The sequence below is a fragment of the Streptomyces sp. NPDC015171 genome (genome assembly GCF_043079545.1).
GTDB lineage: Bacteria > Actinomycetota > Actinomycetes > Streptomycetales > Streptomycetaceae > Streptomyces.
Genome location: NZ_JBIBUO010000013.1, coordinates 224,914 through 250,884, shown reverse-complemented (window position 1 = coordinate 250,884; position 25,971 = coordinate 224,914). Strand labels below are relative to the sequence as shown.

Sequence of the window (25,971 nt, the reverse complement as noted above, 5' to 3'; positions counted from 1 at the left end):
TGATCGTCATGGCATCCACACGCTCCGGCGACCGGCGGACCCGCGTCCACGTGGTCAGCGACGTGCACGGCAACGCGCGCGACCTGGCCCGGGCCGGCGAGGGCGCCGACGCCCTGATCTGCCTGGGCGACCTCGTCCTCTTCCTCGACTACGCCGACCACTCGCGCGGGATCTTCCCGGACCTGTTCGGCGAGGAGAACGCCGACCGGATCGTCGAGCTGCGCACCGCCCGCCGGTTCGCCGAGGCCCGGGAGCTGGGCGCCCGGCTGTGGGGCGGGATCGGCACCGACCGGGCCACGGCCATCGAGCGGGCCGTGCGCAAGCAGTACGCCGAGCTGTTCGCCGCCTTCCCCACACCGACGTACGCCACGTACGGCAATGTCGACATGCCGCAGCTATGGCCGGAGTACGCCGGGCCCGGTACCACGGTCCTGGACGGCCAGCGGGCGGAGATCGGCGGGCGCGTCTTCGGCTTCGTCGGCGGCGGCCTGCGCACCCCCATGCGCACACCGTACGAGATCAGTGACGAGGAGTACGCGGCGAAGATCGAGGCCGTCGGCGAGGTCGACGTGCTGTGCACCCACATCCCGCCGGAGGTGCCCGAACTGGTCTACGACACCGTGGCCCGCCGCTTCGAACGGGGCAGCCGGGCCCTGCTCGACGCCATCCGCCGGACCCGGCCGCGGTACGCGCTCTTCGGTCATGTGCACCAGCCGCTGGCGCGGCGGATGCGGATCGGCGCCACCGAGTGCGTCAACGTGGGGCACTTCGCGGGTACCGGTACGCCCTGGGCCCTCGAATGGTGAGGGGCCGCGGGCGCGGTGAGGGCGGCGGGCCGGCGGCGCGGTAGCCTTCACGCTGCACACACGTGCGCAGCCCGGCGCACACACAGCACGCAACACGGCCCGCATCCGGAGGAGCCACGGCGATGGCGGAACACACCAGTTCGAGCATCACGATCGAGGCGGCCCCGGCCGACGTCATGGCGGTGATCGCCGACTTCGCGCGCTACCCGGACTGGACCGGCGAGGTGAAGGAAGCGGAGGTCCTCGCCGCCGACGCCCAGGGCCGCGCCGAGCAGGTCCGCCTCGTCATGGACGCCGGTGCCATCAAGGACGACCAGACCCTCGCCTACACCTGGACCGGCGGCCACGAGGTCTCCTGGACCCTGGTCAAGTCCCAGATGCTCCGCTCGCTCGACGGCTCCTACCTGCTGAAGCCGGCGGGCTCGGACGCGACCGAGGTCACCTACTCCCTCACCGTGGACGTCAAGATCCCGATGCTCGGCATGATCAAGCGGAAGGCCGAGAAGGTCATCATCGACCGGGCCCTCGCCGGTCTGAAGAAGAGGGTCGAGTCGGGCAGCTGACGGCCGCCCGGCCGACGGCACACACGGGTACGGTTCACCCTCATGCGCACCATCCTGATCACGGGCCCCGGCGGCAGCGGCCGTACCACGATCGCCGCCGCGACCGCACTGCGCGCCGCGGCGGACGGTACCCGGACCCTGCTGCTGAGCGCGGACCGCACGGACACCCCGGGCGCGGCGCTCGGCTCCGCGACAGGACAGACCCCCACGGAGGCCGCACCCGGCCTCACCGTCTGGCGGCCCGACGCGTCCGCCCGCTTCCGTGCGGACCTCACCGCCTTCCAGGCCCGCGCCGAGAACGTCCTCGACCTGCTCGGCGCCGCCCGTCTCGACGCCGAGGAAGTCACCCCGCTGCCCGGCGCGGAGGAGCTGTCCCTCCTGCGCGCGCTGCGCGACGCGGCCCTCTCCGAGCGGTACGACCTCCTCGTCGTCGACCTCCCGCCGCTGCCGGGCGCCCTCGCCCTGCTCGGCCTGCCCGAGGAGCTGCGCCGCTATCTGCGCCGCCTGCTCCCGCCGGAGCGGCAGGCCGCCCGCGCCCTGCGCCCGGTCCTCGGCCGGCTGGCCGGCGTCCCCATGCCCGCCGACTGGCTCTACGAGACGGCGGCCCGCTGGGACATCGAACTGGCCGCGGTGGAGGCCGTCCTCACCGACCGCGGCACCGCCGTGCGCCTGGTCGCCGAACCCGGCCCGGCCGGCGCCGAGGCCGTCCGCGCCGCGACCCTCGGCCTCGCCCTGCGCGGCCTGCGCACCGAGGCCCTGATCGCCAACCGCACCCTGCCCGAGTCCGACGCCGGCAGCTGGCTCGCCTCGCTCCTCGCCCAGCAGCGCAAGGCGCTCGCCGACTGGCAGGAGGCGTACGACGTCCACCCCGTCCCGCACCTCGGCCGCGACCCGCACGGCGTCGACGACCTCGCCGCGCTCGCCGCGCCCCCCGTCGACCCGGCGCCCGACCCGGTCGAGTGGCCGGTCACCGACCGGCTCGCGGCGGACGGCGTGCTGGTCTGGCACCTGCCGCTGCCCGGCGCGATACGGGAGGAGCTGGACCTGATCCGGCGCGGGGACGAACTGCTGATCACGGCGGGCCCGTTCCGCCGGATCGTCGCGCTGCCCTCCGCGCTGCGCCGCTGCACCGTGGCGGGCGCCGCCCTCCGGGACGGCGAGCTGTGCGTCCGCTTCGCCCCCGACCCGGACCTGTGGCCCGCCACCGGACGATGAACGGGGTACGCCCGTTCGGGTAACGTCGTAAAGGCGAACCGTAGTCAGGAGCCGCCATGAGCGAAGAGCGCCCCGCACCCGGTCCCTCCGAGGAGGAGCAGCCGCGGGCGACCGACTCCGACGCCTGGTCCACGGCCTGCGCCGAGGACCTCGCCGCCGAGAAGGCCCGCCGCCGTGCCGATCACGGGCAGCCGCCCGGTTCGGCCGCCGATGAGCTGAAGAAGCTCATGGACGCGGTGGCGGACAAACTGTCCGGACTCCAGGGACCCCTCCTCGGGGGCCTCGCCGGGCCCGCCGCCCAGCAGGCGGTGCGCCAGGCCGTCCAGCAGGCGAAGGCCGCCGTGGAACCCGTGATAGAGCGCAACCCGGACGTCTTCGGCCACCTGGCCGCGGCCGGCGGCGAGCTGCTCGCCGCCTACCGCTCCGCCGTCCACGGCCAGGAGCGGCGCTGGACCGCGCGCACGGCCGATCCGGCGGCCGACCCGGACCGGCGCGAGGGCGGCGAGGGCACCGGTCCCGGGGAGCGCATCGACCTGGACTGAAGCCCGGCGGCGGCAGGGCCTCGGGTACGGTTGGCCGTAGCGGGGCTCGACCGGAACTGAGGGATTCATGGGACTCACCATCGGCGTCGACATCGGCGGCACGAAGATCGCGGCCGGCGTGGTCGACGAGGAAGGCAACATCCTCTCGACCCACCAGGTGCCGACCCCGGGTACGCCTGAGGGCATCGTGGACGCCATCGCCGCCGCCGTCGAAGGCGCCCGCGCCGGGCACGAGATCGTCGGCGTGGGTATCGGTGCGGCCGGCTACGTGAACCGGCAGCGATCGACGGTGTACTTCGCGCCGAACATCGACTGGCGTCAGGAGCCGCTGAAGGAGAAGGTCGAGGCGCGCACCGGTCTCCCGGTCGTGGTCGAGAACGACGCCAACGCCGCCGCCTGGGGCGAGTACAAGTTCGGCGCGGGCAAGGGCCACCGCAACGTCATCTGCATCACCCTCGGCACCGGCCTCGGCGGCGGCATCATCATCGGCAACAAGCTGCGCCGCGGCCACTTCGGCGTGGCCGCCGAGTTCGGCCACATCCGGATGGTCCCGGACGGCCTGCTGTGCGGCTGCGGCTCGCAGGGCTGCTGGGAGCAGTACGCGTCCGGGCGGGCCCTGGTGCGCTACGCGAAGCAGCGCGCCAACGCCACCCCCGAGAACGCGGAGCTGCTGCTCGGCCTCGGCGACGGCACCCCCGACGGCATCGAGGGCAAGCACATCTCCATGGCCGCCCGCCAGGGCGACCCGGTCGCCGTCGACTCCTACCGCGAGCTGGCCCGCTGGGCGGGCGCCGGCCTCGCCGACCTGGCCTCGCTGTTCGACCCGTCCGCCTTCATCGTCGGCGGCGGCCTCTCCGACGAGGGCGAGCTGGTCCTCGACCCGATCCGCAAGTCGTACAAGCGCTGGCTGGTGGGCGGCAACTGGCGCCCGGTGGCCGATGTGATCGCGGCTCAGCTGGGCAACAAGGCGGGCATGGTGGGCGCGGCCGACCTGGCCCGCGAGCCCGACCCGGTCATGTGACGCACGCCGTCTGAACCGCGGCGGCCACGTCCGCTCACGGGGCGCGGGGAACTGCGCGACGAGCCGGGACCCACCGGCGGTCGCACACGCTCCCCGCGCCCCCGGCCGTGGGGCGTACATTGATCCACATGGAGCTGCTCCCCAACTCCCGCACGGAATCCGACGGTTCCGCTGTCATCCGGGTCCTGAGCTACAACATCCGCTCGATGCGGGACGACACCGCCGCCCTCGCCCGCGTCATCACCGCCTGCGCGCCCGATCTGGTCCTCGTCCAGGAGGCCCCGCGCTTCTTCCGCTGGCGCAAGAAGCTGGCCCGCCTCGCCGCGGCCTCCGGCCAGGTCATCCTCACCGGCGGTGCCACCGCGGCGGGCCCCGCGATCCTCTGCGGCCTGCGGGCCGCCGTCGAGCGCACCGAGGACGTCCTCCTCCCGCTCACCCCCGGGCTGCACCGGCGCGGCTTCGCCACCGCGGTGGTCCGCTTCGGCGGCGCCCGCCTCGGGGTGCTCAGCTGCCACCTCTCGCTCCAGCGGGACGAGCGCCACGAGCAGGGCGGCCTGCTGCTCGACCGCCTCGACGCGCTCGGTGCGGAGCATGTGATCGCGGGCGGCGACCTCAACGAGCGCCCCGACGGCCCCACCTTCCGCCGGCTCGCCGAGCGCCTCCAGGACTGCCGTACGACGGCTCCCTGGGGCGGCGAGTTCACCTCCACCCCGGCCGATCCCCACCAGCGCATCGACGCGATCTTCGCAGGCCAGGGCATCGAGGTCCTCGGCTGCGGTGTGCCGCTGGACCAGCCGGGCGTCACCCGGGCCGATCTGGCCGCCGCCACGGACCACCTGCCGGTGCTCGCCGCGCTCCGCGTCCCCGCCGCCCCTGTCGCCTGAGCGCAAGCGCAGGAAACTCCTGACCCGAGTACGGGAGACTCCTTGCGCCCGCTCGACGGGTGCCCCGCTGCCCTTCCTGGACTTGGATCAAGTCCAGGAAGGGCAGCGGGGGGGAAGCCATGCCGTACGAGGAGCTGTCCGCATTCGCGGCCTGCGGCCGGCCGGCGAGGAGGCCGCCGCGCGGATCACCGTGCTCCAGCTCCTCGATCACACCACGGGCCTGGACCGGAGTCTGGCCGACGCCGACGAGACCGACGGCTCGCGCCGCCTGCGCCCCCCAGCCGGACCGGCTGCCGCTGACCGCACCGCCCGGCGCCCGCCCCTCCCCCCAGCCGGGCCGGCTACGACCTGCTCGGCCTCATGAGCGAGAGCGTCACCGGGCTGCCGTTCGAGAAACGCGGCTGCTTCTCGCGCGGCGCCGACGGCGCGGCGACCGGCGTCGACCTCGGCCGGCCGGCTCTTCGGGCGGGCGGCGGACGCAGGCTGAGCCGCCGTCAGGGCGTGCCGAGGCCGTCGAACAGGGCCCGCAGACCGGGCGTGCAGGTGCCGTCGGGACACCGGGGCCGCGCCTGTACAAAGTTCAGGCGCGGCCCTGGCACACGCTCCGAGGTCAGACCACCGCTCCGCGACCCGGGTCCTCGTCCTCGTCGTCGTCCGACCGCATCCGGGTCACCAGCGTCACGAAGCCGCCGAGGAAGCCGCCGATGCCGACGGTCGTCAGCCACCAGGTCATCTGCCAGCCGAGCAGCACCGCCAGCAGGATCACGACGGGTCCGCCGACGACGCCGAGCCAGGCGAACTTGGCGGTGGTGTCGGCGGCCGGCAACGGGGGCGGCTCCGGCGGGACGAAATGGCCCTCGTCCCCCTCGTCGAAGTCGTCGTCCGAGGGCTCGGGCGCCGTGTGGTCACGCGGGCCGACACCGGGCGCGAAGGAGACCGAGCCGCCCAGCGGCCGGGCGGCGGGCCGGCCGGCGGAGTCCTCCGGGCCGCGCTCGGGCTCGGCCTCCGGCTCCTTGACCTGCTCCTTGACCGGCTCCTTGAGCGGGCCCTTGGCGATGTCCTTCGCCGGATCGTTCACCGGGTTCGGTTCCGGCAGCGCGAGGTCCTCCACCGGTTTGAAGGGGCGGGCGCCCGGCGGGTCCGGCGGCTCGGCGCCGTACCCGGCCACGATGGCCTGCCAGGCGGCGTCCTCGTCGAACGGCACCTCCTGTTTGTCCGGCTCGCGGTCCCTGGGGTCCTCACGGCCCTCGCGGTCCTCACGGTCGGAGTCGTGCTCAGCCAACTGCGGCCGTCCCTTCCTTGCCGACACTGGGTGCGAGCCGGCCGATGAAGGCGAGGCTCTCCTCGAAGATCCGGTCCGCATCCCTGTCCAACGTCGCCACGTGGTAGCTGTGTTCCAGCACGATCTCCGTGACGTCCGTGGACGACACCCGGCTCAGCACCCGCGCCGAGTCCGCCGCCGGGACGACATGGTCCTGGGCGCTGCGCAGCAGCAGCAGCGGCTGGGTGACCTGGGGCAGCTCGCCGTCCAGCCGGCGCAGGAACGTGCGCAGCGAGTGGGCCGCGTGCAGCGGCACCCGGTCGTAGCCCAGCTCCGCCGCGCCCTCCAGCGCGATGTCGCTGGCGATGCCCTTCGTCGTCCGCACCAGATGCCGGGCCATCGGAAGGGCGTACGCGGACAGGCCGTGCACCTTGTTCGCCGGGTTGACGGCGACGGCCCCGCGCACCCGCTCGCCGTGCCGGGCCGCCAGCCGCAGGGCCAGCGCGCCGCCCATCGACAGGCCCGCGACGAACACCTGGGAGCAGCGCCCGGCCAGCAGGCGCAGCTCCCGGTCCACCTCCGCGTACCAGTCCTGCCAGCCGGTGACCTGCATGTCCTCCCAGCGCGTGCCATGGCCGGGCAGCAGCGGCAGGGACACGGACAGGCCGTGGGCCGCGTGGTGCTCCGCCCAGGGGCGCAGCGACTGGGGCGAGCCGGTGAAGCCGTGGCAGAGGAGAACCCCCACCTCCCCGCCCTCGTGGCGGTACGGCTCGGCTCCGGGGAGAACTGGCATGTGCTTCACCGTACGCGACCGCACTGACACCGACCAGGGTCGTCGGGCCCATTGACGGTCCTGCGGGTTAAGGTCTCCTCGACGGAAACGGGAGGCACACGGGTGTTGTACGGCACGATGAAGGTCGCCATCGGGGGGCCGCTCAAGGTCGCTTTCAGGCCTTGGGTGGAGGGCCTTGAGAACATTCCGGCGACAGGTGCGGCCATCCTGGCCAGCAACCACCTGTCTTTCTCGGACTCGTTCTTCCTGCCGGCCGTGCTGGACCGCAAGGTCACCTTCATCGCCAAGGCCGAGTACTTCACCACTCCGGGGGTGAAGGGCCGGCTCACGGCGGCCTTCTTCAAGGGCGTCGGCCAGCTCCCGGTGGACCGCTCCGGGGCGCGCGGCGCCGGCGAGGCGGCGATCAAGAGCGGCATAGAGGTGCTGGAGCGCGGCGAGCTGTTCGGCATCTACCCGGAGGGCACCCGCTCGCCCGACGGGCGGCTGTACCGGGGCAAGCCCGGCGGCCTCGCGCGCGTGGCGCTCGCCACCGGTGCGCCGGTCATCCCGGTCGCCATGATCGACACGGAGAAGATCCAGCCGCCCGGCAAGGTGGTGCCCAAGCTGATGCGGCCCGGCATCCGCATCGGCAAGCCCATGGACTTCAGCCGGTACCAGGGCATGGAGCACGACCGGTTCGTGCTGCGCGCCCTGACCGACGAGGTCATGTACGAGATCATGAAGCTCTCCGGCCAGGAGTACGTCGACGTCTACGCCACCGCGGCCAAGCGGCAGATCACGGAGGCGGCCAAGGCCGCCAAGGCGGCGAGGGAAGCGGAGAAGGCCAAGAAGGCCGGGCAGCGGACCGACTCGTAGGGGCGCGGAACGGCCGGAGCAGGGGGAGTCGGGGGGACCGGGGGAGATGCCCGAGCGCGAGCGCGTCATGCGGATGTCGGTCGAGCTGCCACTGTGGCGCGCGCTCACCGGTTACCGCGTCCTGACCATGCTCTACGCGATCGGCCTGTGCGCCACCGCGTACGACCAGTTCGCCCGGCCCTGGGTCGCCGTCGCCTACTACGCCGTCCTCGTCGTCTGGACCCTCGCCACCCTGCCCAAGGTGGCGAACGCGGCGAGCTGCACCAAGCGCTTCCTGATCGCCGACCTGGCCGTCGCCCTCGGCGGCATCCTGCTCACCCCGGTCGCCGACAGCCACCAGCGGATCGCGGACGGCGGCCCCACCCTGCCGTCGATATGGACCGCCGGCGCGGTGCTGGCCTTCGCCCTCAAGGGCGGCTGGCGCTGGGCGGCGGTCGCCTCCACGGCCGTGGCCGCCGTGAACCTGGTCGAGCGCGGCCACCCGGCCCGGGACACCGTGCACAACGTGATCCTCGTCTGGGTCGCCTCCATCGCCATCGGCTACGTCGTGGAGGTGGCCCGCGCCTCCGAGCGCACCCTCGCCCGCGCGCTGGAGATCGAGGCCGCGACCCGGGAGCGGGAGCGGCTGGCCCGGGACATCCACGACAGCGTGCTGCAGGTGCTGGCGATGGTGAAGCGCCGGGGCGCGGCCCTCGGCGGCGAGGCGGCCGACCTCGGCCGGCTGGCCGGGGAGCAGGAAGTGGCCCTGCGCACCCTGGTGTCGGGCGGCCTGCTGCCGGTGTCGCGGCTCTCGGAGGACCTGGCGGAGGGCGCCGTGGTCCGCGCCGTGGACGAACCGGACGACGAGGGCCCGGCCGATCTGCGCACCCTGCTCGTCCCCTACGCGTGCGCCCGGGTCAGCCTCGCCGAGCCCGGTGCCCCGGTGCTGCTGCCGCCGGCCGCGGCCCGTGAGGTGGCCGCGGCGGTCGGCGCCGCCCTGGACAATGTGCGCGGGCACGCCGGGCCCCGGGCCCAGGCCTGGATCCTGGTGGAGGACGAGCCGGACGAGATCGTCGTCACCGTCCGGGACGACGGCCCCGGCATCCCCGAGGGCCGGCTGGCGCAGGCCGAGGGCGAGGGCCGGCTCGGGGTGGCCCTGTCGATCCGCGGCCGGCTGCGCGACCTCGGCGGCAGCGCCGAGATCGTCTCGGTCCCGGGGCAGGGCACGGAAGTGGAACTCAAGGTACCGAAGGGCGCCGTAGGGGCGCGGGGGAAGAAGGCGGAGCAGCGATGACGCGGTTGCAGGACCCGATCAGGGTCATGGTGGTGGACGACCACCCGATGTGGCGCGACGCGGTCGCCCGCGACCTTGCGGAGTCCGGCTTCGAGGTGGTCGCCACCGCCGGCGACGGCGAGCAGGCGGTGCGCCGCGCCAAGGCCGCCGCCCCCGACGTCCTCGTGCTGGACCTCAACCTGCCCGCCAAGCCCGGCGTCCAGGTGTGCAAGGAACTCGTCGGCCACAACCCGGCGTTGCGCGTCCTGGTCCTCTCGGCGAGCGGCGAGCACGCGGACGTGCTGGAGGCCGTGAAGTCCGGCGCGACCGGCTATCTGCTGAAGTCGGCCTCCACCGAGGAACTGCTGGACGCGGTGCGCAGGACCGCCGTGGGCGACCCGGTGTTCACACCGGGCCTGGCCGGCCTCGTCCTCGGCGAGTACCGGCGGCTCGCCGCCGAGCCCGCGCCCGCCCCGGACGCCGGCGAGCCGGGTGCGCCCCGGCTGACGGACCGGGAGACGGAGGTGCTGCGGCTGGTGGCGAAGGGCCTGAGCTACAAGCAGATCGCCGAACGCCTCGTCATCTCCCACCGCACGGTGCAGAACCACGTCCAGAACACCCTGGGCAAGCTCCAGTTGCACAACCGGGTGGAGCTGGTCCGGTATGCCATAGAACGCGGACTCGACGAGGAATAAAGCACACTTCCGGCCGTACACCCGAATCACCCTTCCCGCCTCTCCCGATGTGACCTGAATCACCATTAGCGTGACTCGGCGTCAGGCAAGCGCGGTGAAGGGACATTTCCATGCGGGTCGGAGTACTGACCGGAGGCGGCGACTGCCCCGGGCTCAACGCCGTGATCCGGGGCATCGTCCGCAAGGGCGTGCAGGAGTACGGCTATGACTTCGTCGGCTTCCGGGACGGCTGGCGAGGCCCCCTGGAGAACGACACGATTCGTCTCGACATCCCCGCGGTGCGCGGCATCCTGCCCCGCGGCGGCACCATCCTCGGCTCCTCGCGGACCAACCCCCTGAAGGTGGAGGACGGGATCCGGCGGATCAAGGAGAACCTGGCCAAGCAGGAGGTCGAGGCCCTCGTCGCGATCGGCGGCGAGGACACCCTCGGTGTCGCGGCGCGGCTCTCGGGGGAGTACGGGGTGCCCTGCGTGGGCGTACCGAAGACCATCGACAACGACCTGTCCGCCACCGACTACACCTTCGGCTTCGACACCGCCGTCAACATCGCGACCGAGGCGATCGACCGGCTGCACACCACCGCCGAGTCGCACATGCGGGTCCTGGTGGTGGAGGTGATGGGCCGGCACGCCGGCTGGATCGCGCTCCACTCGGGCCTGGCGGGCGGCGCCAACGTCATCCTCATCCCCGAGCAGCGCTTCGACGTCGACCAGGTCTGCGCCTGGGTGACCTCCCGGTTCCGGGCGTCGTACGCGCCGATCGTGGTCGTCGCCGAGGGCGCCATGCCGAAGGACGGCGACGTGGTGCTCAAGGACCAGTCGCTGGACTCCTTCGGGCACGTACGGCTCTCCGGGGTCGGGGAGTGGCTGGCCAAGGAGATCGAGAAGCGCACCGGCAAGGAGGCCCGTACGACGGTCCTCGGGCACGTCCAGCGCGGCGGCACCCCGAGCGCCTTCGACCGCTGGCTCGCCACCCGCTTCGGCCTGCACGCCATCGACTGCGTACGCGACGGCGACTTCGGGAAGATGGTCGCCCTGCGCGCCACCGACATCGTCCGCGTCCCCCTCGGCGACGCCACGGCCAAGCTGAAGACGGTGGACCCGAAGCTGTACGAGGAGGTGGGGGTCTTCTTCGGCTGACGCCGCCGACCGGGGCCGGGGACCGCGCGGTCCCCGGCCCCGGTGCCGGTCACCTCGCCGGGCTCGTCCCGCGCAGCTGGCCGATCAGCTCCCGCACCAGGGCGGCGCCGTTCAGGGTGAGGACCGACTCCGGGTGGAACTGCACCCCCGCGAAGCCGGGGCCGCGCAGGGCGTGCACCTCGCCGCCCGCCGTGCGGCTCACCTCGACGCCGTGCGCGGCCAGCTCCCGGGCCGCCTCCTCGTCGCAGCGGGCGACGAAGCTGTTGTAGAAGCCCACCGTCTCCGGCCGCCCGAACAGGTCGACCACCGTCTGCGCCCCCTGGTACGGCACCTCCTTGCGGACCAGGTCGAGGCCCAGCTCGGCCGCGATCAGCTCATGGCCCAGGCAGACGCCGAGCACCCCGTGCCGGTGCTCCCGGAGCACGGTGGCGGCCAGCTCCCGCAGGAACCGCATCTTCGGATCGGCCGCGTCGCCCGGGTCACCCGGACCGGGACCGAGCACCACGGGACCCTCGTGCGCGAGGACGGCCGTCCGCAGCCCCGGCTCGTCGTAGCGGCGCACGGTCACCTCCAGGCCGCACGAGCGCAGCACATGCGCCAGCATCGCGGTGAAGGTGTCCTCGCCGTCGACCACCAGGGCGTGTCCGGCCGGCTCCGGGTGGCGCTCCTGCATCCGCAGCCAGAACGGCGCGAGCGCGGCCCGCCGCCCGTCCAGCGCCGCCCGCACCCGCGGGTCGTCGGCCAGCCGGGGCCGCTCCCGCTCCTCGCGCGGCCGGCCGGGGCGCACCCCGAGGGCGGCCAGCACGCCCGCCGCCTTGGCGTGGGTCTCGGCGACCTCGCCCGCCGGGTCGGAGCCGCGCACCAGCGTCGCCCCGACGGGGACGCGCAGCCGGCCGTCGGCGGAGATGTCCGCGGTGCGGATCAGGATGGGGGAGTCCAGGGTCTGCGCGCCCCCGGAGTCCCGCCCGAGCAGGGCGAGCGCACCGGCGTAGTACCCGCGCCCCGCGCCGTCGCGCCCGCGCGGCTCGTACCGCTCGATCACCCGGCACGCGTTCTGCACCGGCGACCCCGTGACCGTCGCCGCGAACATGGTCTCCCGCAGCACCTCCCGCGCGTCCAGGGAGGACTTCCCGCGCAGCTCGTACTCGGTGTGCGCGAGATGCGCCATCTCCTTCAGCCGCGGTCCGACGACGACCCCGCCCATGTCGCCGACGGTGCACATCATCTTCAGTTCCTCGTCGACGACCATCGACAGCTCCTCGATCTCCTTGCCGTCGGCGAGGAAGGAGAGCAGATGCCCGGGGGTCGGCCCCTCGGCCGGGTACCGGTACGTGCCGCTGATCGGGTTCATCACCACGGTCCCGCCGCTCATCCGCACGTGCACCTCCGGACTGGCCCCCACCAGCGTCCGGTCCCCGGTGTGCAGGACGAACGTCCAGTAGGCGCCCCGCTCGCCCTCCAGCAGCCGCCGGAACAGCGCGAGCGCGTCCGCGCGGCCGAAGCCGGGCAGGGCGCCCTCGTACGTGCGCCGGATCACGAAGTTGGCGCCCTCGCCGCGGCCGATCTCCTCGCGCAGCACCCGGCCGACGATCTCGCCGTACTCCTCGTCCCCGACGTCGAAGCCGCCGCCCTCGACGCGCACCTCGTGCCCCGGCAGCGCGGCCAGCGCCTCGGCCAGCGGGATCTCGTACGACTCCTCGGGGGTCAGCACCAGCAGCGGGGTGCCGTCGTCGTGGACGTCGAAGCCGCGCTCGCGGATCTGCCGGAACGGGACCAGCGCGAGCCCCTCGTCCGGCAGGTCGGCGAGCCGGTCACGGCTGCTCACCGGGCCGAGCAGGACCTCGACCAGCTGCTCGTCGCGGCCCGGGGTGCGGCGGCGGAGCAGGGCGAAGGGACGGGGGTCGTGCAGCAGCTGTGCCAGGTCCATGGTTCCTCTTCCGTCGGTCATGTCCGTCGGTGACATCCGTCGGTGATGTCTGCCGGTGATTACTGCCGGTGAGGAGGAACGACCCCGGAAACGCCGAAGGCCGCCCCTCGGGCGGCCTTCGCGAAGTCTTGTTCGTACGCGCGATCAGCGGGCCGCCGGAGAAGCGGTCCACCACCAGTTCTGGATCGACTGCGCGAACATGGAGGAAACCCTACCCCAGCCCGCCGGTGTCCAGGGGGCAATCACTCCGTCTCACCCTTCGAGCCAGAGGAAAATCCCTGGACATGACCCCGTAATGTGTACGAGGTGACCGTGAACGCTAAGACCAGCCTGAGCGCTGGCAACACCTGGCGAAACCTGCCCGCGGCGCAGCAGCCCGAGTACCCCGACACCGAGGCTCTGCGCGCAGTGATCGCGGACCTCGAGTCGTATCCGCCGCTCGTCTTCGCGGGCGAGTGCGACCAGCTGCGCGCCCGGTTGGCGGCCGTCGCCAAGGGAGAGGCGTTCCTCCTCCAGGGCGGCGACTGCGCCGAGGCCTTCGACGCCGTGTCCGCCGACCACATCCGCAACAAGCTGAAGACGCTGCTCCAGATGGGTGCCGTCCTGACCTACGCGGCCTCCGTGCCCGTGGTGAAGGTCGGCCGGATCGCGGGGCAGTACTCCAAGCCGCGCTCCAAGCCGACCGAGACCCGCGGCGGCGTGACCCTGCCCACCTACCGGGGCGACTCCGTCAACGGCTTCGACTTCACCGAGGCCAGCCGCGTCCCGGACCCGGAGCGCCTCAAGCGCATGTACCACGCGTCGGCCTCCACGCTGAACCTGGTGCGCGCCTTCACCACCGGCGGCTACGCCGACCTGCGCCAGGTGCACGCCTGGAACCAGGACTTCGTGAAGACCTCGCCGTCGGGCCAGCGCTACGAGCAGCTGGCGCGGGAGATCGACAACGCGCTGAACTTCATGCGGGCCTGCGGCACCGACCCGGAGGAGTTCAAGACCGTCGAGTTCTTCGCCTCGCACGAGGCGCTGCTGCTGGACTACGAGTCGGCCCTGACCCGGGTGGACTCCCGCACCGGCAAGCTCTACGACGTCTCCGGGCACATGGTCTGGATCGGTGAGCGCACCCGGCAGCTGGACCACGCGCACATCGAGTTCGCCTCGCGGATCAGCAACCCGATCGGCATCAAGCTCGGCCCGAGCACCACGGCCGAGGAGGCGCTGCGGTACATCGACCGGCTCGACCCCGAGCGGGAGCCGGGCCGGCTGACCTTCATCGTCCGCATGGGCGCCGACAAGATCCGGGACAAGCTGCCCGAGCTGGTCGAGAAGGTCACGGCGTCCGGCGCGACGGTGGCCTGGGTGACCGACCCGATGCACGGCAACACCTTCGAGGCGGCCTCCGGGCACAAGACCCGCCGCTTCGACGACGTGCTCGACGAGGTCAAGGGCTTCTTCGAGGTCCACAAGGCGCTCGGCAGCCACCCGGGCGGCATCCATGTGGAGCTGACCGGCGACGACGTCACCGAGTGCGTGGGCGGCGGCGACGAGATCTTCGTCGACGACCTGCACCAGCGCTACGAGACGGCCTGCGACCCGCGGCTGAACCGCAGCCAGTCGCTGGACCTCGCCTTCCTCGTGGCCGAGATGTACCGGGACCAGTGACCGGAAACCGGTAGTCCCTGGGGCGCGGATCACACCGGATCCGCGCCCCTGCCACTGTCGCGGGCGCCACGGGATGGGTAAGGTTAGGTTTGCCTCACCGGAAAGCGGGACGGCAGCAGTCAGTGATCCCCGTCGGGAGGTGAATCCGCGTGTACGTGTGCAGCTGCTTCGGTATCACCGAGGCCCAGGTCAAGGAGCACGCGGAGAACGGCGCCTGCACCCCGCGCCAGATCGCCTCCGCCAGCAAGGCCGGGACCGACTGCGGCTCGTGCGTACGCCGGATCCAGTCCCTCCTCGGCCGGGGCGCCTGCCCCCGCCGTGAGCTGGCCGAGCAGGGCAGGCCGGTGCTGACCTCGCTGGACGAGGCCGCCTAGCTCTCTTCCGGCTGCTCGATGAGCTGCGCGATGTAGAGCGCCTCGCCGAGCTTCTCCACCAGGTCGAGCTGGGTGTCGAGATAGTCGATGTGGTGCTCCTCGTCGGCGAGGATGTCCTCGAAGATGTTCGCGGACGTGATGTCGCCCTTCTCGCGCATCACCTTGATGCCCCGCTTGAGGCGGTCGATCGCCTCCACCTCGACCTGCCGGTCCGCCTCGAACATCTCCCGTACGGTCTGCCCCACGCGCACGTGGAACAGCCGCTGGTAGTTCGGCAGCCCGTCCAGGAACAGGATGCGGTCGGTGAGCACCTCGGCGTGCTTCATCTCGTCGAACGACTCGCGCCGGGTGTACTTCGCGAGCTTGTACCAGCCGAGGTTCTCCTGCATCTTCGCGTGCAGGAAGTACTGGTTGATCGCGGTCAGCTCACCGGTGAGCTGCTCGTTCAGGAACTCGATGATCTCGGGATCGCCCTGCATCGCAGCGGCTCCTTCCACACGGAGGGACGGGGGAGGTACGCGGCGGCATGATTGCACCGGCGAGAGAGATCGTCCAGTAAGTGTGCACTTAGTAAGTAAGTGCTGAGTTGTTGGCAGTTGTCCGTTTCGTCGGTTGGTGGTCAAGGGCACCGCCGAGGTCTGTCAGGATGGATACATGGGTCATCCGGTGGAGCGAGAGTCTGGGGCAGTCGCAGAGTCCGAGCTTCCGCCGGGGCAGCGGCTCCAGCGCGGCTGGCCGCTCACGCACTACGGCCCCGTCCCCAAGTTCCGGCCCGAGCGCTGGGACTTCCGGGTCTTCGGCGCCACCGCCGACGGTGACAAGCACACCTGGAGCCATGAGGAGTTCACGGCCCTGCCGTACGCCACCGTGGTGGCCGATCTGCACTGCGTGACGAAGTTCAGCATGATCGGCGCCGAGTGGGGCGGCGCCCCGGCCCGCGCGCTCCTGGACCTCGCCCCGCCGGCGCCGGATGTCACCCATGTGATGGTCTGGGCGGAGTACGGCTTCAGCTCGAACCTGCGGCTGTCGGACTTCGCCTCCGACCGCACGATCTTCGCCACCCACAAGGACGGCGAACTCCTCACCGCCGAGCACGGCTTCCCGGTCCGCCTGATCGTGCCCCATCTGTACGCCTGGAAGGGCCCCAAATGGGTCCGGGGCGTGGAGTACATGACCGCCGACCGCCGCGGCTTCTGGGAGGAGCGCGGCTATCACAACATCGGCGACCCCTGGAAGGAACAGCGCTACTCCTACCAGGAGGAGCCCGGGGACGGCCCCGAGCTCTGACTCCCGGCGGGTCCGGCTCCCGGCCCGCTCAGTGGTACTGGTGCACCACCGCGTGCCCCTTGCCCCGGCCGATCATCACCTTGTTGACCGGCGTGGTCACCGCGAAGGCGATCACGAACGAGACCGCGAGCGAGATCCAGAACAGCGCGTCGCCCAGCATGGCGTCCCGCGCGGACGGCCAGACCAGGATCACCCCGTTGTCGATCAGCTCCATCACGGCGATGGACAGGGTGTCCGCCGCCAGTGCCACCCGGAAGGCGGTACGGAAGCCGACGCCCGCCTTCAGCACTCCGCGCAGGGTGAGCGAGTAGCCGAAGAAGAAGGCCAGGACGATCGCCATGACCATCGTCGGCAGGTTCCCCCACCCGAACGCCGTGCCGACGACCATGCCGAGCACCTCGCCGATGGCGCAGCCGGTGAGGCAGTGCAGGGTGGCCTGGGCGGCCATGGGCCAGGTGGCGGCGGATGCGTGGTGATGCGCGTGTGCCTCGGGCTGGTGTGCTCGGTGATGCGTGTGGTGCGTTTGGTGCCTGTGGTCCGCGTGCGCTGTGTGGTCCGCGTGCTCTGTGTGCTCTGTGTGCCCCGTGTGGGCCTCGTGCTGCATGACTACCCCCATGTCGGACGACGGTTCCTGCGCCCAGCAGGAACCGTATACCCCCCAGGGGTATTCCTTAAAGGGGTTGTCCGTCGCGCAGTCTCTTCAGCCGCTCCACGTCCGCCGCATGCCCTTCCTTGCCGCCCGGCGTCTCGATGACCAGCGGGACGCCCTTGGTCGCGGGGTGGTTCATCAGCGCCCGGAACGGATCCTCGCCGATGTGGCCGGCGCCGATGTTCTCGTGCCGGTCCTTGTGCGCGCCCACCACGTCCTTGGAGTCGTTGGCGTGGATCAGCTTGAGCCGGCCCGCCCCCACGGTGTCCACCAGCAGATCGAGGGTCTGATGCATACCGCTCGGCCCGGTCAGATCGTGCCCGGCGGCGAAGATGTGGCAGGTGTCCAGGCACACGCCCAGCTTCGGATGGGCGTCCAGCGCCTCGAAGTACGGTCCGAAGTCCCAGGTCCGCGAGCACAGCGAGGCGCCCTGCCCGGCGGTCGACTCCAGCAGCAGGAACGGGTCGTCGTCGTGGGTCAGCTCGTCCAGCAGCGGCAGCATGTGCGTACGTACCTGCTTCAGCGCCACCTCGCGGGCCCGTCCGCCGGTCGCGCTCCCGGTGTGCACCACCACGCCCAGCGCGCCGATCTCCCGCCCGCGCCGCAGCGAGTGCCTGAGCGACTCCACCGAGCGCTCCACGGTGGCCTCGGTGTGCGAACCGAAGTTGATCAGATACGGGGCGTGGACATACGCCGGCACCGACTCCTCGGCGCACGCCGCGCGGAACGCCTCGTCCTGGCGCGGGTTCCCGGCGGGCGTGGCCCAGCCGCGCGGGTTGGCGACGAAGACCTGCACGGTCTCCGCCTTCAGCTCACGGGCGTAGGACAGCCCGACGGAGTGCAGGCCGCCGGCCACGGGCACATGGCCGCCGACGGGATTGCGGGGGAGGGAGGACTGATCGGGACTCACCCGTTCAGGGTGTCATGCCCGCCCCGCACCCGGACCACGGTCCCCGGTGACCCCGCTCACCAGGCGCTCCGCGTCCACCGAGCCCGCCGAGCCGGCGGGGCTCGCCGCGCTCACCGGATGGTGATGGTGACCGTCGACCCCTTGGGCGCCGTCTCGCCGCCCTCCACCGACTGCTTCTTCACGGTGTCGCCGAACAGCCCGAGCAGGCCGCGGTCCTCGTCCACCTCGAAGCCCGCGCCCTCCAGGGCGTCGTGCGCCTCGTCCACGCTGTCGCCGACCACGTCCGGGACCTCGACCATCTCGGGGCCCTTGGACAGCGTCAGCGTCACCGTGTCGCCCTCGGCGGCCTCGGCGCCCTCCTTCGGGCTCTGCGCGGCGACCTTGCCCTTGTCGTACTCCGAGTTGACCCGCCCCTGGGCGACCTTCACCTTCAGGCCGGCGTCGGTCAGCTCCTCCTTGGCGCTGTCCAGGTCGTCGCCGGTGACGTCCGGCATGTCGATCGGGCTGCCCTTGCTGACGACCAGCGCGATCGCCGAGCCCGCGTGCCGCTTGGTGCCCGCGTCCGGGGTCGTACGGATCACCGAGCCCCGGGGGACGTCGTCGTCGAACGCGCGGGTGACCATGCCCGGCGCCAGGCCGTCCGCCTTCAGCCGCGCCCGGGCCTTCGCCAGGGACTGCCCCTTCACGTCCGGCACGTTCACCGTCTCCGGGCCCAGCGACACGGTCAGTGTCACCGAGTCGTGGTCGCGGATCCGCGCGCCGGGCGCCGGGTCGCTGCCGATCACCGTGCCGCGCTCGAAGGCGTCGCTGTAGGCGCGCTTGACCTGGCCGACGTCGAGCCCGGCCGACGTCAGCCGCTCCCTCGCCTGCGTCTCGGTCTTCGCCAGCAGCGGCGGCACCTTGGTGAACTGGCCCGAGTTGATGTACCAGACCCCGGCGCCCACGCCGAACACCACCAGGACGGCCGCGATCAGCGCCAGCACCGCGCGCGAGGGCCGCGCGGGGCGCCTGCGGCGGGGCGGTACGGGCGGGCTCTGGAAGCGGGCGGTGCGGTCGATGCCGTCGGCCGCGCCCTCGTCGAGCGCGTCCTCGTCGACGGGCAGCGGCCGGGGCACGGTCAGCGCGCGCGGGATCACGCTCGTCCGGTCCTCGGCGTTGTCGTGGCCCGCGGTCAGCGCCTGCGGCGGCAGCGTGTCCAGCTGCTCGTCGGTCAGCGCCGAGCGGGCCTCGCGGACCTGCGCGAGGAGCGCCACGGCGTCGTGCGGCCGGACGTCCGGGGTGCGGGCGGCGGCCGACGCGACCAGCTGGTCCAGCGCGTACGGCAGCCCGGGCACGAGTGCCGAAGGCGGCGGTACGTCCTCGTGGATGTGCTTGTAGAGCACCTGCGCCGGGGAGTCCCCGGAGTGCGGCTTCGTGCCGGTCAGCATCTCGTACAGGACCACGCCGCACGCGTACACGTCGACGCGCGGGTCCGTGGTGCCCTGCTCTATCTGCTCGGGCGCGAGATACGAGACGGTGCCGAGGACGGAGCCCGTCGTGCTGGTGACCGTGTCCACCGAGCGCACCAGACCGAAGTCGGCGACCTTGACCCGGCCGTCGTCGCCTATGAGCACGTTCTCCGGCTTCATGTCCCGGTGCACGAACCCGGCCCGGTGCGCGGCACCCAGCGCGGCGAGCACCGGCTCCAGGATGTCCAGCGCGGCCCGGGGCTGCACGGCACCCCGTTCCCGCAGCACGTCCCGCAGGGTGCATCCGGCGATGTACTCCATCGCCAGGTAGACGTACGACCCGTCGGTCCCCTGGTCGAAGACCTGCACCACGTTGGGGTGGTCGAGCCGGGCGACGGACTTGGCCTCCCGGATGAACCGCTCGACGAAGGTCCCGTCGACCGCGAGCGCCGGGTGCATCACCTTCAGCGCGAGAACGCGGTCGAGGCGGGTGTCCAGGGCCCGGTAGACCGTGGCCATCCCACCCGCCGCGATCCGCGCGTCGACGCGGTACCGGCCGTCGAGCACCTGCCCGACGAGGGGGTCCTGAAGGGTCGTATCCACGAGAGGCGAGTCTACGAGGGCCGACCGACAGCACCGCCCCGCCCACCGGCATCGGAGCCCGACTGAAGCCGACCTGTGACGCTTCCCACGCCGACGAAGAACACCCGCCGAGCCGCCCACCCCCGAAAACCCCACGGCCACCGCCCCCCGACACCTCCACACCCCGCCCCGGGAGGGCTTGTCCTCGCCTCTCCGCGACGTGCCCGCGTTCCGCCGCCGGGCGAGGCCCCACCTGTGCCCGGCGGCGGCGACCGGCGGCGGTGGCCCCGGGAGGGCTTGCCCCGCCTCTCCACGACGTGCCCGCGTTCCGCCGCCGGGCGAGGCCCCACCTGTGTCCGGCGGCGGCGACCGGCGGCGGTGGCCCTGGGAGGGTTTGTCGGCGTCTCTCCGCGACGTGCCCGCGTTCCGCCGCCGGGCGAGGCGTCACCTGTGCCCGGCGGCGGCGACCGGCGGCGGTGGCCCCGGGAGGGCTTGTCGGTGCCTCTCCACGACGTGCCCGTGTTCCACTGCCAGAGGCGACGCCGCGTCTGTGCCCGGCGGCGGCCGGCGGTCGAGGTGTTCCGGGAAGGGCCCTCCTGGGCCCGTCCGCGGCGCACCTGCGCTCCGGCCGCCCCGCCTGCGCACCTCCCGCCCCCCCCGCCACGGACCGGAGGCCGCCGGCGGCGCGGTTGTTCCACGGGAAAGTCCCGCCCTCCGGCCGGCGGTGACGGGCGGTGCGTGGGTGGGGAAGGACGGGCAGGCCAGCCGCAGCGGACGGTCAGAACGCGGGGCGCTCGGGATCCAGCACGGCCAGGCCCTCCGCAGGAGACGACGCCTCCGCGAGGTACCTACGCGGAATCCGCCCCGCCAGCCGGGCCAGCCGGCCCCCCTCCACGGCATGCCTCATCGCGGCAGCCATCAGCTCCGGCTCCTGCGCCCGCGTCACCGCGGAGGCGAGCATCACCCCCGCACACCCCAGCTCCATCGCCAGCGCCGCGTCGGACGCCGTACCGGCCCCCGCGTCCAGAATCACCGGCACGCGCGCGTGCTCCACGATCAACTGGAAGTTGTGCGGATTGCGGATCCCGAGCCCGGAGCCGATCGGCGAACCGAGCGGCATCACCGCCGCACACCCGACATCCTCCAGCTTCCGCGCGAGCACGGGATCGTCGTTCGTGTACGGCAGCACCGTGAACCCGTCGTCGACCAGCGTCTCCGCAGCCTCCAGCGTCTCCACCGGATCCGGCAGCAGCGTCCGCTCGTCGGCGATGACCTCCAGCTTGACCAGGTCCGTACCCAGCGCCTCCCGCGCCAGCCGTGCGGTCAGCACGGCCTCACCCGCGGTGAAACAGCCGGCCGTGTTCGGCAGCACCCGGATGCCCAGCTTCTCCAGCACCGAGAGCACCGAACCGTGCACGGAGGGGTCCACCCGGCGCATGGCGACGGTCGTCAGCTCCGTACCCGAGGTGACCAGGGCCCGCTCCAGCACCTCCAGGCTCGGCGCCCCGCCCGTGCCCATGATCAGCCGGGAGGAGAAGGTCAGTCCACCGAGGACCAGGGGATCGTCGGCCATGGTTCAGCCTCCCTGTACGGCGGTGAGGACTTCGACCCGGTCGCCCTCGGCGAGGGCGGTCGTCGCCCACCGCGTGCGCGGGACGACGGTCTCGTTGACGGCGGCGGCCACCCCGCGCGGCGCCGCGGTGAGCGTCTCCACCAGCGCGTCCAGCGCGGTGCCGGGCACCACCTGACGGGGTTCACCGTTGACCGAGATGGTCAGGGACATGTTCATGCGTGCTGCTCCAGCTTGTCCGTCTCGGAGGTCTGGGAGGTCTCGGAGGAATCCGAGAAATCGGAGGTGTCGGGCGTCCCGTCCGGGGGCGCGGCGCCGAACCGCAACGGGGTGAACGGGCGTGCCGCCTCCGGGAGGTCCCCGGTGGCCAGGACATCCGCCAGCACGTCCCCGGTGACCGGCGTGAGCAGCACCCCGTTGCGGTAGTGCCCGGTGGCCAGCACCAGCCCGGGAAGACCGGACGGCCCGAGCAGCGGCGCGTTGTCGGGGGAACCGGGACGCAGACCGGCCCGGGTCTCGGTGAGCGGCAGCTCGGTGATGCCGGGCACCAGCTCATGGGCGTCCCGCAGCAGCTCGTACACACCGCCGGCCGTGACCGTCGTGTCCCAGCCCAGCTCCTCGCTGGTGGCGCCGACGACCAGTTCGCCGTTCTCCCGGGGCACCAGATAGACATGGCTGCCGCGCACCACGGCCCGCACGGTCCGGCTCAAGAACGGCGCGTACCGGCGCGGCACGGTCAGCCGCAGCACCTGCCCCTTGACCGGCCGCACCGGAGGCAGCAGCTCGTCCGGCACGCCCGCCAGGCGCCCGCTCAGGCTGCCGGCCGCGAGCACCACCTGCGCCGCGCGCAGCCCGGTGCCGTCCGCCGTGGTGACCCCGACGGCCCGGCCCGCCGCCACATCGAGCCGCTCCGCCCAGGCGTGGTGGAACACCACACCGGCCCGCTCGCACGCGGCCACCAGGGCCGCCGCGAGCCGGCGCGGGTCGATCTGGTGGTCGCCGTCGACCCGCAGCCCGCCGCGCACCCCCGGCGCGAGCATGGGTTCGAGGCGCCGGCACTCCCGCCCGGACAGCCACTCCGAAGCCAGCCCCGAGCGCTGCTGGAGCGCGTGCAGTTCGCGCAGATGGGCGCGGTCGTCGGCGTCCAGCGCGACGGCGAGCGTGCCGCAGCGGCGGTAGCCGAGGTCGTGGCCGGTCAGCTCGGTCAGCTCGGCCGCGAACTCCGGATAGCGGCGGGCCGACTCCAGGTTCAGGGCGAGCAGCCTCTCCTCGCCGTAGTGCAGCTCCGTGACCGCGGCCAGCATCCCGGCCGCGACCTGCGCGGCCCCGCCGCCCGGCGTGGGATCCACCACAGCCGTGCCGAGCCCGCGCTGCGCCGCGCGCCAGGCCGTGACCAGACCGATGATTCCGCCCCCGATGACGAGGACGTCGGAGGTACGTGACGACATGGGCGTTCAGCCCCTCCCTTCGCCGGCATGACCCGGATCAGGTTCGTACGGTCGGAGGCCGCCAGCCTCCCTCTCAGCCCGGTGCGTCCGGGCTCCCGCGAGTGCTTGTACGGTGGCCACCCTAGCCCTCCGCCCGCCCCGCTCGTAAGGGAGCCCCGCCCCATGGCCAGGTCGCTCGACGGACTCACCCTCGCCCCCGTGGCGGACCAAGCCCCAGGTCAGGTGGGTACGCGCACCCGGTTCGCGTACCACGAGAAGGACGGCCGGATCTGGGCCGAGTACGCCGGCGGCGACGTCGTACGGGGCCACCTGGTCGGCACCCGCGAGGGCGACCGGCTCGACTTCCGGTACGTCCAGCTGAAGACCGACGGGACGACCGCCTCGGGGCACTGCGTGTCCGCGGTCGTGGAGCTGCCGGACGGGCGGGTGCGGCTGGAGGAGACCTGGGAGTGGGAGTCCGGCACGGGCTCGGGCACCAGCGTCGTGGAGCAGGTCACCGAGCACGCCCCCTGACTGACAGATCGTCAATTGTCTATGGTGATCGAGTGAGCGAGCAGACAGCGCAAGAGGGCACGGCACCGGGGCGGCGCGTGGTCGTCGTCGGCGCGGGCATGGCCGGCGTGCAGACCGCGGTCGCCCTGCGGGAACAGGGCTTCCGGGGCGGCGTGAGCGTCATCGGCGCCGAGCCGCACCAGCCGTACGACCGGCCGCCGCTGTCGAAGGCCGTCCTGCTCGGCAAGGCCGAGGACTCCGCCTTCGACGTGGACTTCGAGGTCCTCGGGGTCGAGCTGCGGCTCGGCTGCGAGGTGCACGGCGTGCGCCCCGCAGAGCACGAGCTGGACACCGAGTCGGGCCCGGTGCCGTACGACGTCCTGGTCCTGGCCACCGGCGCCGAACCGATCACCCTGCCCGGCACCGAGGGCGTGCCCGGGGTGCATCTGCTGCGCACCCTGGACGACGCCGAACGGCTGCGGCCCGTGCTCGCCCGGCAGCACGACATCGTGGTCGTGGGCGCCGGCTGGATCGGCGCCGAGTTCGCCACCGCGGCCCGCGAGGCCGGCTGCGCGGTGACCGTCGTGGAGGCGGCCGGCCGGCCGCTCGCCGGCGCGCTGCCCGCCGAGGTCGCCGCGCCCATGGCCGCCTGGTACGCCGACAGCGGTACGGAACTGCGCACCCACGCGCGCGTGGAGCGCGTCGAGCCCGGCGCCGTGGTGCTGGCCGACGGCACCCGGCTGCCCGCGGGCGCCGTCGTCGTCGGTATCGGCGCCCGCCCCGCCACCGCCTGGCTCGCGGGCTCCGGCGTCGAGCTGGGCGCGCACGGCGAGGTGCTCGCGGACGCCCGCCTGCGCACCTCCCTGCCGGACGTGTACGCCGTCGGCGACTGCGCCTCCTTCCCCTCGGCCCGCTACGGCGAGCGGCTCCTCGTCCACCACTGGGACAACGCCCTCCAGGGCCCGCGCACGGTCGCCGCGAACATCCTGGGCGAGACGGCGGCGGTCTACGACCCGGTGCCGTACTTCTGGTCCGAGCAGTTCGGCCGGTTCGTGCAGTACGCGGGCCACCACGCGGCGGCCGACCGCCTGGTGTGGCGGGGCGAGCCGGAGGGCCCGTCCTGGACGGTGTGCTGGCTGCGCGAGGACCGCCTGGTGGCCCTGCTGGCGGTGGGCCGGCCGCGCGACCTGGCCCAGGGCAGACGGCTGATCGAGGCCGGCCGCCGGATGGACGCGGGGGCCCTGTCCGACCCGGCCCGGCCGCTGAAGGACGCCACGGTAGGCTGATCGGCGGCCGGTGGCCGGGCCGCGGGGGCCGCGTGACCAGCCACGACGGCCTCACGGGGGGCGCCGGACCCGCAGACGGGCGCCGGTGCATCGCGGCCGGACCGGCGGAGCGCCTAGGCTAGTTTCCGTGACCGAGATTGACGCAAAGATCGATGCTCTCGTCCCTGCCTGGCTCACCCTCCCCGACATCGCCGAACAGTTCGGCGTCGAGGTGACGCGTGTGCGGCAGCTGGTCAAGGAGGGCCAGCTCATCGCCGTACGCCGAGGTGAGAACCGGGCGCTGCACGTCCCCGCCGCCTTCGTCGACGGGGACAAGGTCGTCAAGGGCCTGACCGGGACCCTGACGCTCCTGCGGGACGACGGCTTCACGGACGAAGAGATGATCGAGTGGCTCTTCACCCCGGACCCGACCCTGCCCGGCACCCCCGCGCAGGCGCTGAGCGAGAATCGCGGCACGGAGGTGAAGCGCCGCGCCCAGGCGCTCGCCGTCTGAGCCGACCCGCAGCAGCAGGCGGTGTGCGGGCCGGACGCCCGCACACCGCCGTCAGCAACCACCAGGGACACCGACCACGGGGGGACCCACGCATGTCCGACACCGCCCGCGCCGCGCTGGCCGGCGCCCGCCTGTACCTCTGCACGGACGCCCGCGAGCGCCAGGGCGACCTGCCCGAGTTCCTCGACGCGGTCCTGGCCGGCGGTGTCGACATCGTGCAGCTGCGCGACAAGGGCATGGAGGCCGCCGAGGAGCTGGAGCACCTCGCCGTGTTCGCGGACGCCTGCGCCCGGCACGGCAAGCTGCTCGCGGTCAACGACCGGGCCGACGTCGCCCACGCCGCGCGCGCCGATGTGCTGCACCTCGGCCAGGGCGACCTGCCGGTCCCCGCGGCCCGCGCGATCCTCGGCGACGGGGTGCTGATCGGCCGCTCCACGCACGCCGAGGCGGAGGCATCCGCCGCCGCCGTCCAGGAGGGCGTGGACTACTTCTGCACCGGACCCTGCTGGCCCACCCCCACCAAGCCCGGCCGCCACGCCCCCGGCCTCGACCTGGTCCGCCACACGGCGGCCCTGGGCACCGACCGCCCCTGGTTCGCCATCGGCGGCATCGATCTCGGCAACCTGGACCAGGTGCTGGACGCGGGCGCCCGCCGGGTGGTCGTGGTCCGCGCGATCACCGAGGCGGACGACCCCGGAGCGGCGGCGGCGGAGTTCGCCAAGCGCCTGCGGCAGGGTTAGCCCCTGCTTCCGTCCGATGGTTCCGGCCAGTGGTTCTGTCCAGTGAGTTCCGTTCAGTGGTTCCGGTTCGGCGGTTCTGT

General features: G+C 73.0%; 28 protein-coding genes and 1 riboswitch. Of the genes, 17 read left to right on the top strand and 11 right to left on the bottom strand.

Translation table 11 applies throughout. The features are described from left to right. Nucleotides 1-50: 50 nt before the first annotated feature. From ACF073_RS31000 to ACF073_RS30975, 6 genes are all read left to right on the top strand, one after another. Complete coding sequence (locus ACF073_RS31000; RefSeq protein WP_392074762.1) at nt 51-806, top strand: metallophosphoesterase; 756 nt, start codon at nt 51-53, stop codon at nt 804-806. A gap of 122 nt (nt 807-928) precedes the next feature. Beyond that, on the top strand, nt 929-1,369 hold the full coding sequence (locus ACF073_RS30995; RefSeq protein ID WP_392074725.1) for an SRPBCC family protein: 441 nt from the start codon (nt 929-931) through the stop codon (nt 1,367-1,369). 42 nt (nt 1,370-1,411) lie between these two features. After that, nucleotides 1,412-2,584, top strand: coding sequence for an ArsA family ATPase (locus ACF073_RS30990; protein ID WP_392074724.1), 1,173 nt, complete (start codon nt 1,412-1,414; stop codon nt 2,582-2,584). 56 nt (nt 2,585-2,640) lie between these two features. Beyond that, complete coding sequence (locus ACF073_RS30985; RefSeq protein ID WP_392074723.1) at nt 2,641-3,126, top strand: DUF5304 family protein; 486 nt, start codon at nt 2,641-2,643, stop codon at nt 3,124-3,126. 67 nt (nt 3,127-3,193) lie between these two features. Continuing rightward, nucleotides 3,194-4,147: an ROK family glucokinase gene (locus tag ACF073_RS30980; RefSeq protein WP_392074722.1), complete on the top strand. Its 954-nt coding sequence runs from the start codon at nt 3,194-3,196 to the stop codon at nt 4,145-4,147. Between the two features lie 128 nt (nt 4,148-4,275). Next, nucleotides 4,276-5,031 carry an endonuclease/exonuclease/phosphatase family protein gene (locus tag ACF073_RS30975; protein ID WP_392074721.1) on the top strand — a complete coding sequence of 252 codons (756 nt, stop codon included), beginning with the start codon at nt 4,276-4,278 and terminating at the stop codon, nt 5,029-5,031. A 610-nt stretch (nt 5,032-5,641) separates the two neighbouring features. Here the strand turns inward: ACF073_RS30975 and ACF073_RS30970 are convergent. Together ACF073_RS30970 and ACF073_RS30965 are read right to left on the bottom strand one after the other, a co-directional pair. Then, on the bottom strand, nt 5,642-6,313 hold the full coding sequence (locus ACF073_RS30970) for a hypothetical protein (protein WP_392074720.1): 672 nt from the start codon (nt 6,311-6,313) through the stop codon (nt 5,642-5,644). Continuing rightward, nucleotides 6,306-7,085 (bottom strand): alpha/beta hydrolase, encoded by a 780-nt coding sequence (locus ACF073_RS30965; RefSeq protein ID WP_392074719.1) that lies wholly within the window; start codon nt 7,083-7,085, stop codon nt 6,306-6,308. Before ACF073_RS30965 ends, ACF073_RS30970 begins: the two co-directional genes overlap by 8 nt. Before the next feature lie 102 nt (nt 7,086-7,187). Between ACF073_RS30965 and ACF073_RS30960 the strand changes: the two genes are divergently transcribed. The 4 genes from ACF073_RS30960 (at nt 7,188) to ACF073_RS30945 (ending at nt 11,026) form a co-directional block, all read left to right on the top strand. Then, nucleotides 7,188-7,940 carry a lysophospholipid acyltransferase family protein gene (locus tag ACF073_RS30960; protein WP_392074718.1) on the top strand — a complete coding sequence of 251 codons (753 nt, stop codon included), beginning with the start codon at nt 7,188-7,190 and terminating at the stop codon, nt 7,938-7,940. Nucleotides 7,941-7,986: 46 nt separating this feature from the next. Next, a complete protein-coding gene (gene macS / locus ACF073_RS30955; protein WP_392074717.1) occupies nt 7,987-9,213 on the top strand; it encodes a MacS family sensor histidine kinase in 1,227 nt (408 codons plus the stop codon). Then, nucleotides 9,210-9,887 (top strand): response regulator, encoded by a 678-nt coding sequence (locus ACF073_RS30950; protein WP_392074716.1) that lies wholly within the window; start codon nt 9,210-9,212, stop codon nt 9,885-9,887. The genes macS and ACF073_RS30950 overlap by 4 nt, the downstream gene beginning before the upstream one ends. Before the next feature lie 110 nt (nt 9,888-9,997). Further along, nucleotides 9,998-11,026, top strand: coding sequence for a 6-phosphofructokinase (locus ACF073_RS30945; protein WP_392074715.1), 1,029 nt, complete (start codon nt 9,998-10,000; stop codon nt 11,024-11,026). Between the two features lie 49 nt (nt 11,027-11,075). On the opposite strand, the gene ACF073_RS30940 is transcribed toward ACF073_RS30945, so the two are convergent. Continuing rightward, complete coding sequence (locus ACF073_RS30940) at nt 11,076-12,953, bottom strand: anthranilate synthase family protein (RefSeq protein ID WP_392074714.1); 1,878 nt, start codon at nt 12,951-12,953, stop codon at nt 11,076-11,078. A 144-nt stretch (nt 12,954-13,097) separates the two neighbouring features. Then, nucleotides 13,098-13,154 carry a trp operon leader peptide gene (locus tag ACF073_RS30935; RefSeq protein ID WP_392074761.1) on the bottom strand — a complete coding sequence of 19 codons (57 nt, stop codon included), beginning with the start codon at nt 13,152-13,154 and terminating at the stop codon, nt 13,098-13,100. 105 nt (nt 13,155-13,259) lie between these two features. Here ACF073_RS30935 and ACF073_RS30930 point away from each other — a divergent pair, with 105 nt between their 5' ends. Together ACF073_RS30930 and ACF073_RS30925 are read left to right on the top strand one after the other, a co-directional pair. Beyond that, nucleotides 13,260-14,612 carry a class II 3-deoxy-7-phosphoheptulonate synthase gene (locus ACF073_RS30930; RefSeq protein ID WP_392074713.1) on the top strand — a complete coding sequence of 451 codons (1,353 nt, stop codon included), beginning with the start codon at nt 13,260-13,262 and terminating at the stop codon, nt 14,610-14,612. 149 nt (nt 14,613-14,761) lie between these two features. Beyond that, nucleotides 14,762-14,986 (top strand): bacterioferritin-associated ferredoxin, encoded by a 225-nt coding sequence (locus ACF073_RS30925; protein WP_392074712.1) that lies wholly within the window; start codon nt 14,762-14,764, stop codon nt 14,984-14,986. On the opposite strand, the gene bfr is transcribed toward ACF073_RS30925, so the two are convergent. Further along, entirely contained in the window at nt 14,983-15,465 is a 483-nt protein-coding gene (gene bfr, locus ACF073_RS30920) for a bacterioferritin (protein WP_392074711.1), read from the bottom strand. The two genes, ACF073_RS30925 and bfr, sit on opposite strands and share 4 nt — an antisense overlap. Nucleotides 15,466-15,640: 175 nt before the next feature. On the opposite strand from bfr, the gene ACF073_RS30915 reads away from it, so the two are divergent. Next, complete coding sequence (locus ACF073_RS30915; RefSeq protein ID WP_392074710.1) at nt 15,641-16,273, top strand: sulfite oxidase-like oxidoreductase; 633 nt, start codon at nt 15,641-15,643, stop codon at nt 16,271-16,273. Between the two features lie 28 nt (nt 16,274-16,301). On the opposite strand, the gene ACF073_RS30910 is transcribed toward ACF073_RS30915, so the two are convergent. From ACF073_RS30910 to thiO, 6 genes are all read right to left on the bottom strand, one after another. Continuing rightward, nucleotides 16,302-16,877: a DUF4396 domain-containing protein gene (locus ACF073_RS30910; protein ID WP_392074760.1), complete on the bottom strand. Its 576-nt coding sequence runs from the start codon at nt 16,875-16,877 to the stop codon at nt 16,302-16,304. 67 nt (nt 16,878-16,944) lie between these two features. Next, on the bottom strand, nt 16,945-17,832 hold the full coding sequence (locus ACF073_RS30905; RefSeq protein WP_392074709.1) for a deoxyribonuclease IV: 888 nt from the start codon (nt 17,830-17,832) through the stop codon (nt 16,945-16,947). A 110-nt stretch (nt 17,833-17,942) separates the two neighbouring features. Further along, on the bottom strand, nt 17,943-19,883 hold the full coding sequence (gene pknB, locus ACF073_RS30900; protein WP_392074708.1) for a Stk1 family PASTA domain-containing Ser/Thr kinase: 1,941 nt from the start codon (nt 19,881-19,883) through the stop codon (nt 17,943-17,945). Nucleotides 19,884-20,640: 757 nt separating this feature from the next. Further along, nucleotides 20,641-21,435: a thiazole synthase gene (locus ACF073_RS30895; RefSeq protein WP_392074707.1), complete on the bottom strand. Its 795-nt coding sequence runs from the start codon at nt 21,433-21,435 to the stop codon at nt 20,641-20,643. A 3-nt stretch (nt 21,436-21,438) separates the two neighbouring features. Next, nucleotides 21,439-21,651, bottom strand: a complete 213-nt coding sequence (gene thiS, locus ACF073_RS30890; protein ID WP_392074706.1) for a sulfur carrier protein ThiS — start codon at nt 21,649-21,651, stop codon at nt 21,439-21,441. Then, the gene (thiO, locus tag ACF073_RS30885) at nt 21,648-22,880 is read right to left on the bottom strand and encodes a glycine oxidase ThiO (protein WP_392074705.1); all 1,233 of its coding nucleotides are present in this window, start codon (nt 22,878-22,880) and stop codon (nt 21,648-21,650) included. The genes thiS and thiO overlap by 4 nt, the downstream gene beginning before the upstream one ends. Further along, nucleotides 22,878-22,989: riboswitch (TPP riboswitch) on the bottom strand. It overlaps the preceding gene by 3 nt. A 53-nt stretch (nt 22,990-23,042) precedes the next feature. On the opposite strand from thiO, the gene ACF073_RS30880 reads away from it, so the two are divergent. The 4 genes from ACF073_RS30880 to thiE all read left to right on the top strand — a co-directional run bounded on the left by ACF073_RS30880 (nt 23,043) and on the right by thiE (nt 25,891). Next, nucleotides 23,043-23,393, top strand: a complete 351-nt coding sequence (locus ACF073_RS30880) for a hypothetical protein (RefSeq protein WP_392074704.1) — start codon at nt 23,043-23,045, stop codon at nt 23,391-23,393. A 32-nt stretch (nt 23,394-23,425) separates the two neighbouring features. Continuing rightward, nucleotides 23,426-24,658, top strand: a complete 1,233-nt coding sequence (locus ACF073_RS30875; protein WP_392074703.1) for an NAD(P)/FAD-dependent oxidoreductase — start codon at nt 23,426-23,428, stop codon at nt 24,656-24,658. Between the two features lie 127 nt (nt 24,659-24,785). Further along, entirely contained in the window at nt 24,786-25,151 is a 366-nt protein-coding gene (locus tag ACF073_RS30870) for an Rv2175c family DNA-binding protein (RefSeq protein WP_392074702.1), read from the top strand. 92 nt (nt 25,152-25,243) lie between these two features. After that, entirely contained in the window at nt 25,244-25,891 is a 648-nt protein-coding gene (gene thiE / locus ACF073_RS30865) for a thiamine phosphate synthase (protein ID WP_392074701.1), read from the top strand. Nucleotides 25,892-25,971: the final 80 nt, after the last annotated feature.

Coding starts and splice junctions, on each gene's coding strand:
- ACF073_RS30985 (WP_392074723.1), top strand. CDS start 2,641: ATGAGCGAAGAGCGCCCCGCACCCGGTCCCTCCGAGGAGGAGCAGCCG.
- ACF073_RS30880 (WP_392074704.1), top strand. CDS start 23,043: ATGGCCAGGTCGCTCGACGGACTCACCCTCGCCCCCGTGGCGGACCAA.
- ACF073_RS30940 (WP_392074714.1), bottom strand. CDS start 12,953: ATGGACCTGGCACAGCTGCTGCACGACCCCCGTCCCTTCGCCCTGCTC.
- ACF073_RS30950 (WP_392074716.1), top strand. CDS start 9,210: ATGACGCGGTTGCAGGACCCGATCAGGGTCATGGTGGTGGACGACCAC.
- ACF073_RS30945 (WP_392074715.1), top strand. CDS start 9,998: ATGCGGGTCGGAGTACTGACCGGAGGCGGCGACTGCCCCGGGCTCAAC.
- ACF073_RS30895 (WP_392074707.1), bottom strand. CDS start 21,435: ATGGCCGACGATCCCCTGGTCCTCGGTGGACTGACCTTCTCCTCCCGG.
- ACF073_RS30965 (WP_392074719.1), bottom strand. CDS start 7,085: ATGCCAGTTCTCCCCGGAGCCGAGCCGTACCGCCACGAGGGCGGGGAG.
- ACF073_RS30975 (WP_392074721.1), top strand. CDS start 4,276: ATGGAGCTGCTCCCCAACTCCCGCACGGAATCCGACGGTTCCGCTGTC.
- bfr (WP_392074711.1), bottom strand. CDS start 15,465: ATGCAGGGCGATCCCGAGATCATCGAGTTCCTGAACGAGCAGCTCACC.
- thiE (WP_392074701.1), top strand. CDS start 25,244: ATGTCCGACACCGCCCGCGCCGCGCTGGCCGGCGCCCGCCTGTACCTC.
- macS (WP_392074717.1), top strand. CDS start 7,987: ATGCCCGAGCGCGAGCGCGTCATGCGGATGTCGGTCGAGCTGCCACTG.
- ACF073_RS30995 (WP_392074725.1), top strand. CDS start 929: ATGGCGGAACACACCAGTTCGAGCATCACGATCGAGGCGGCCCCGGCC.
- thiO (WP_392074705.1), bottom strand. CDS start 22,880: ATGTCGTCACGTACCTCCGACGTCCTCGTCATCGGGGGCGGAATCATC.
- ACF073_RS30910 (WP_392074760.1), bottom strand. CDS start 16,877: ATGCAGCACGAGGCCCACACGGGGCACACAGAGCACACAGAGCACGCG.
- ACF073_RS30980 (WP_392074722.1), top strand. CDS start 3,194: ATGGGACTCACCATCGGCGTCGACATCGGCGGCACGAAGATCGCGGCC.
- ACF073_RS30990 (WP_392074724.1), top strand. CDS start 1,412: ATGCGCACCATCCTGATCACGGGCCCCGGCGGCAGCGGCCGTACCACG.
- ACF073_RS30915 (WP_392074710.1), top strand. CDS start 15,641: ATGGGTCATCCGGTGGAGCGAGAGTCTGGGGCAGTCGCAGAGTCCGAG.
- thiS (WP_392074706.1), bottom strand. CDS start 21,651: ATGAACATGTCCCTGACCATCTCGGTCAACGGTGAACCCCGTCAGGTG.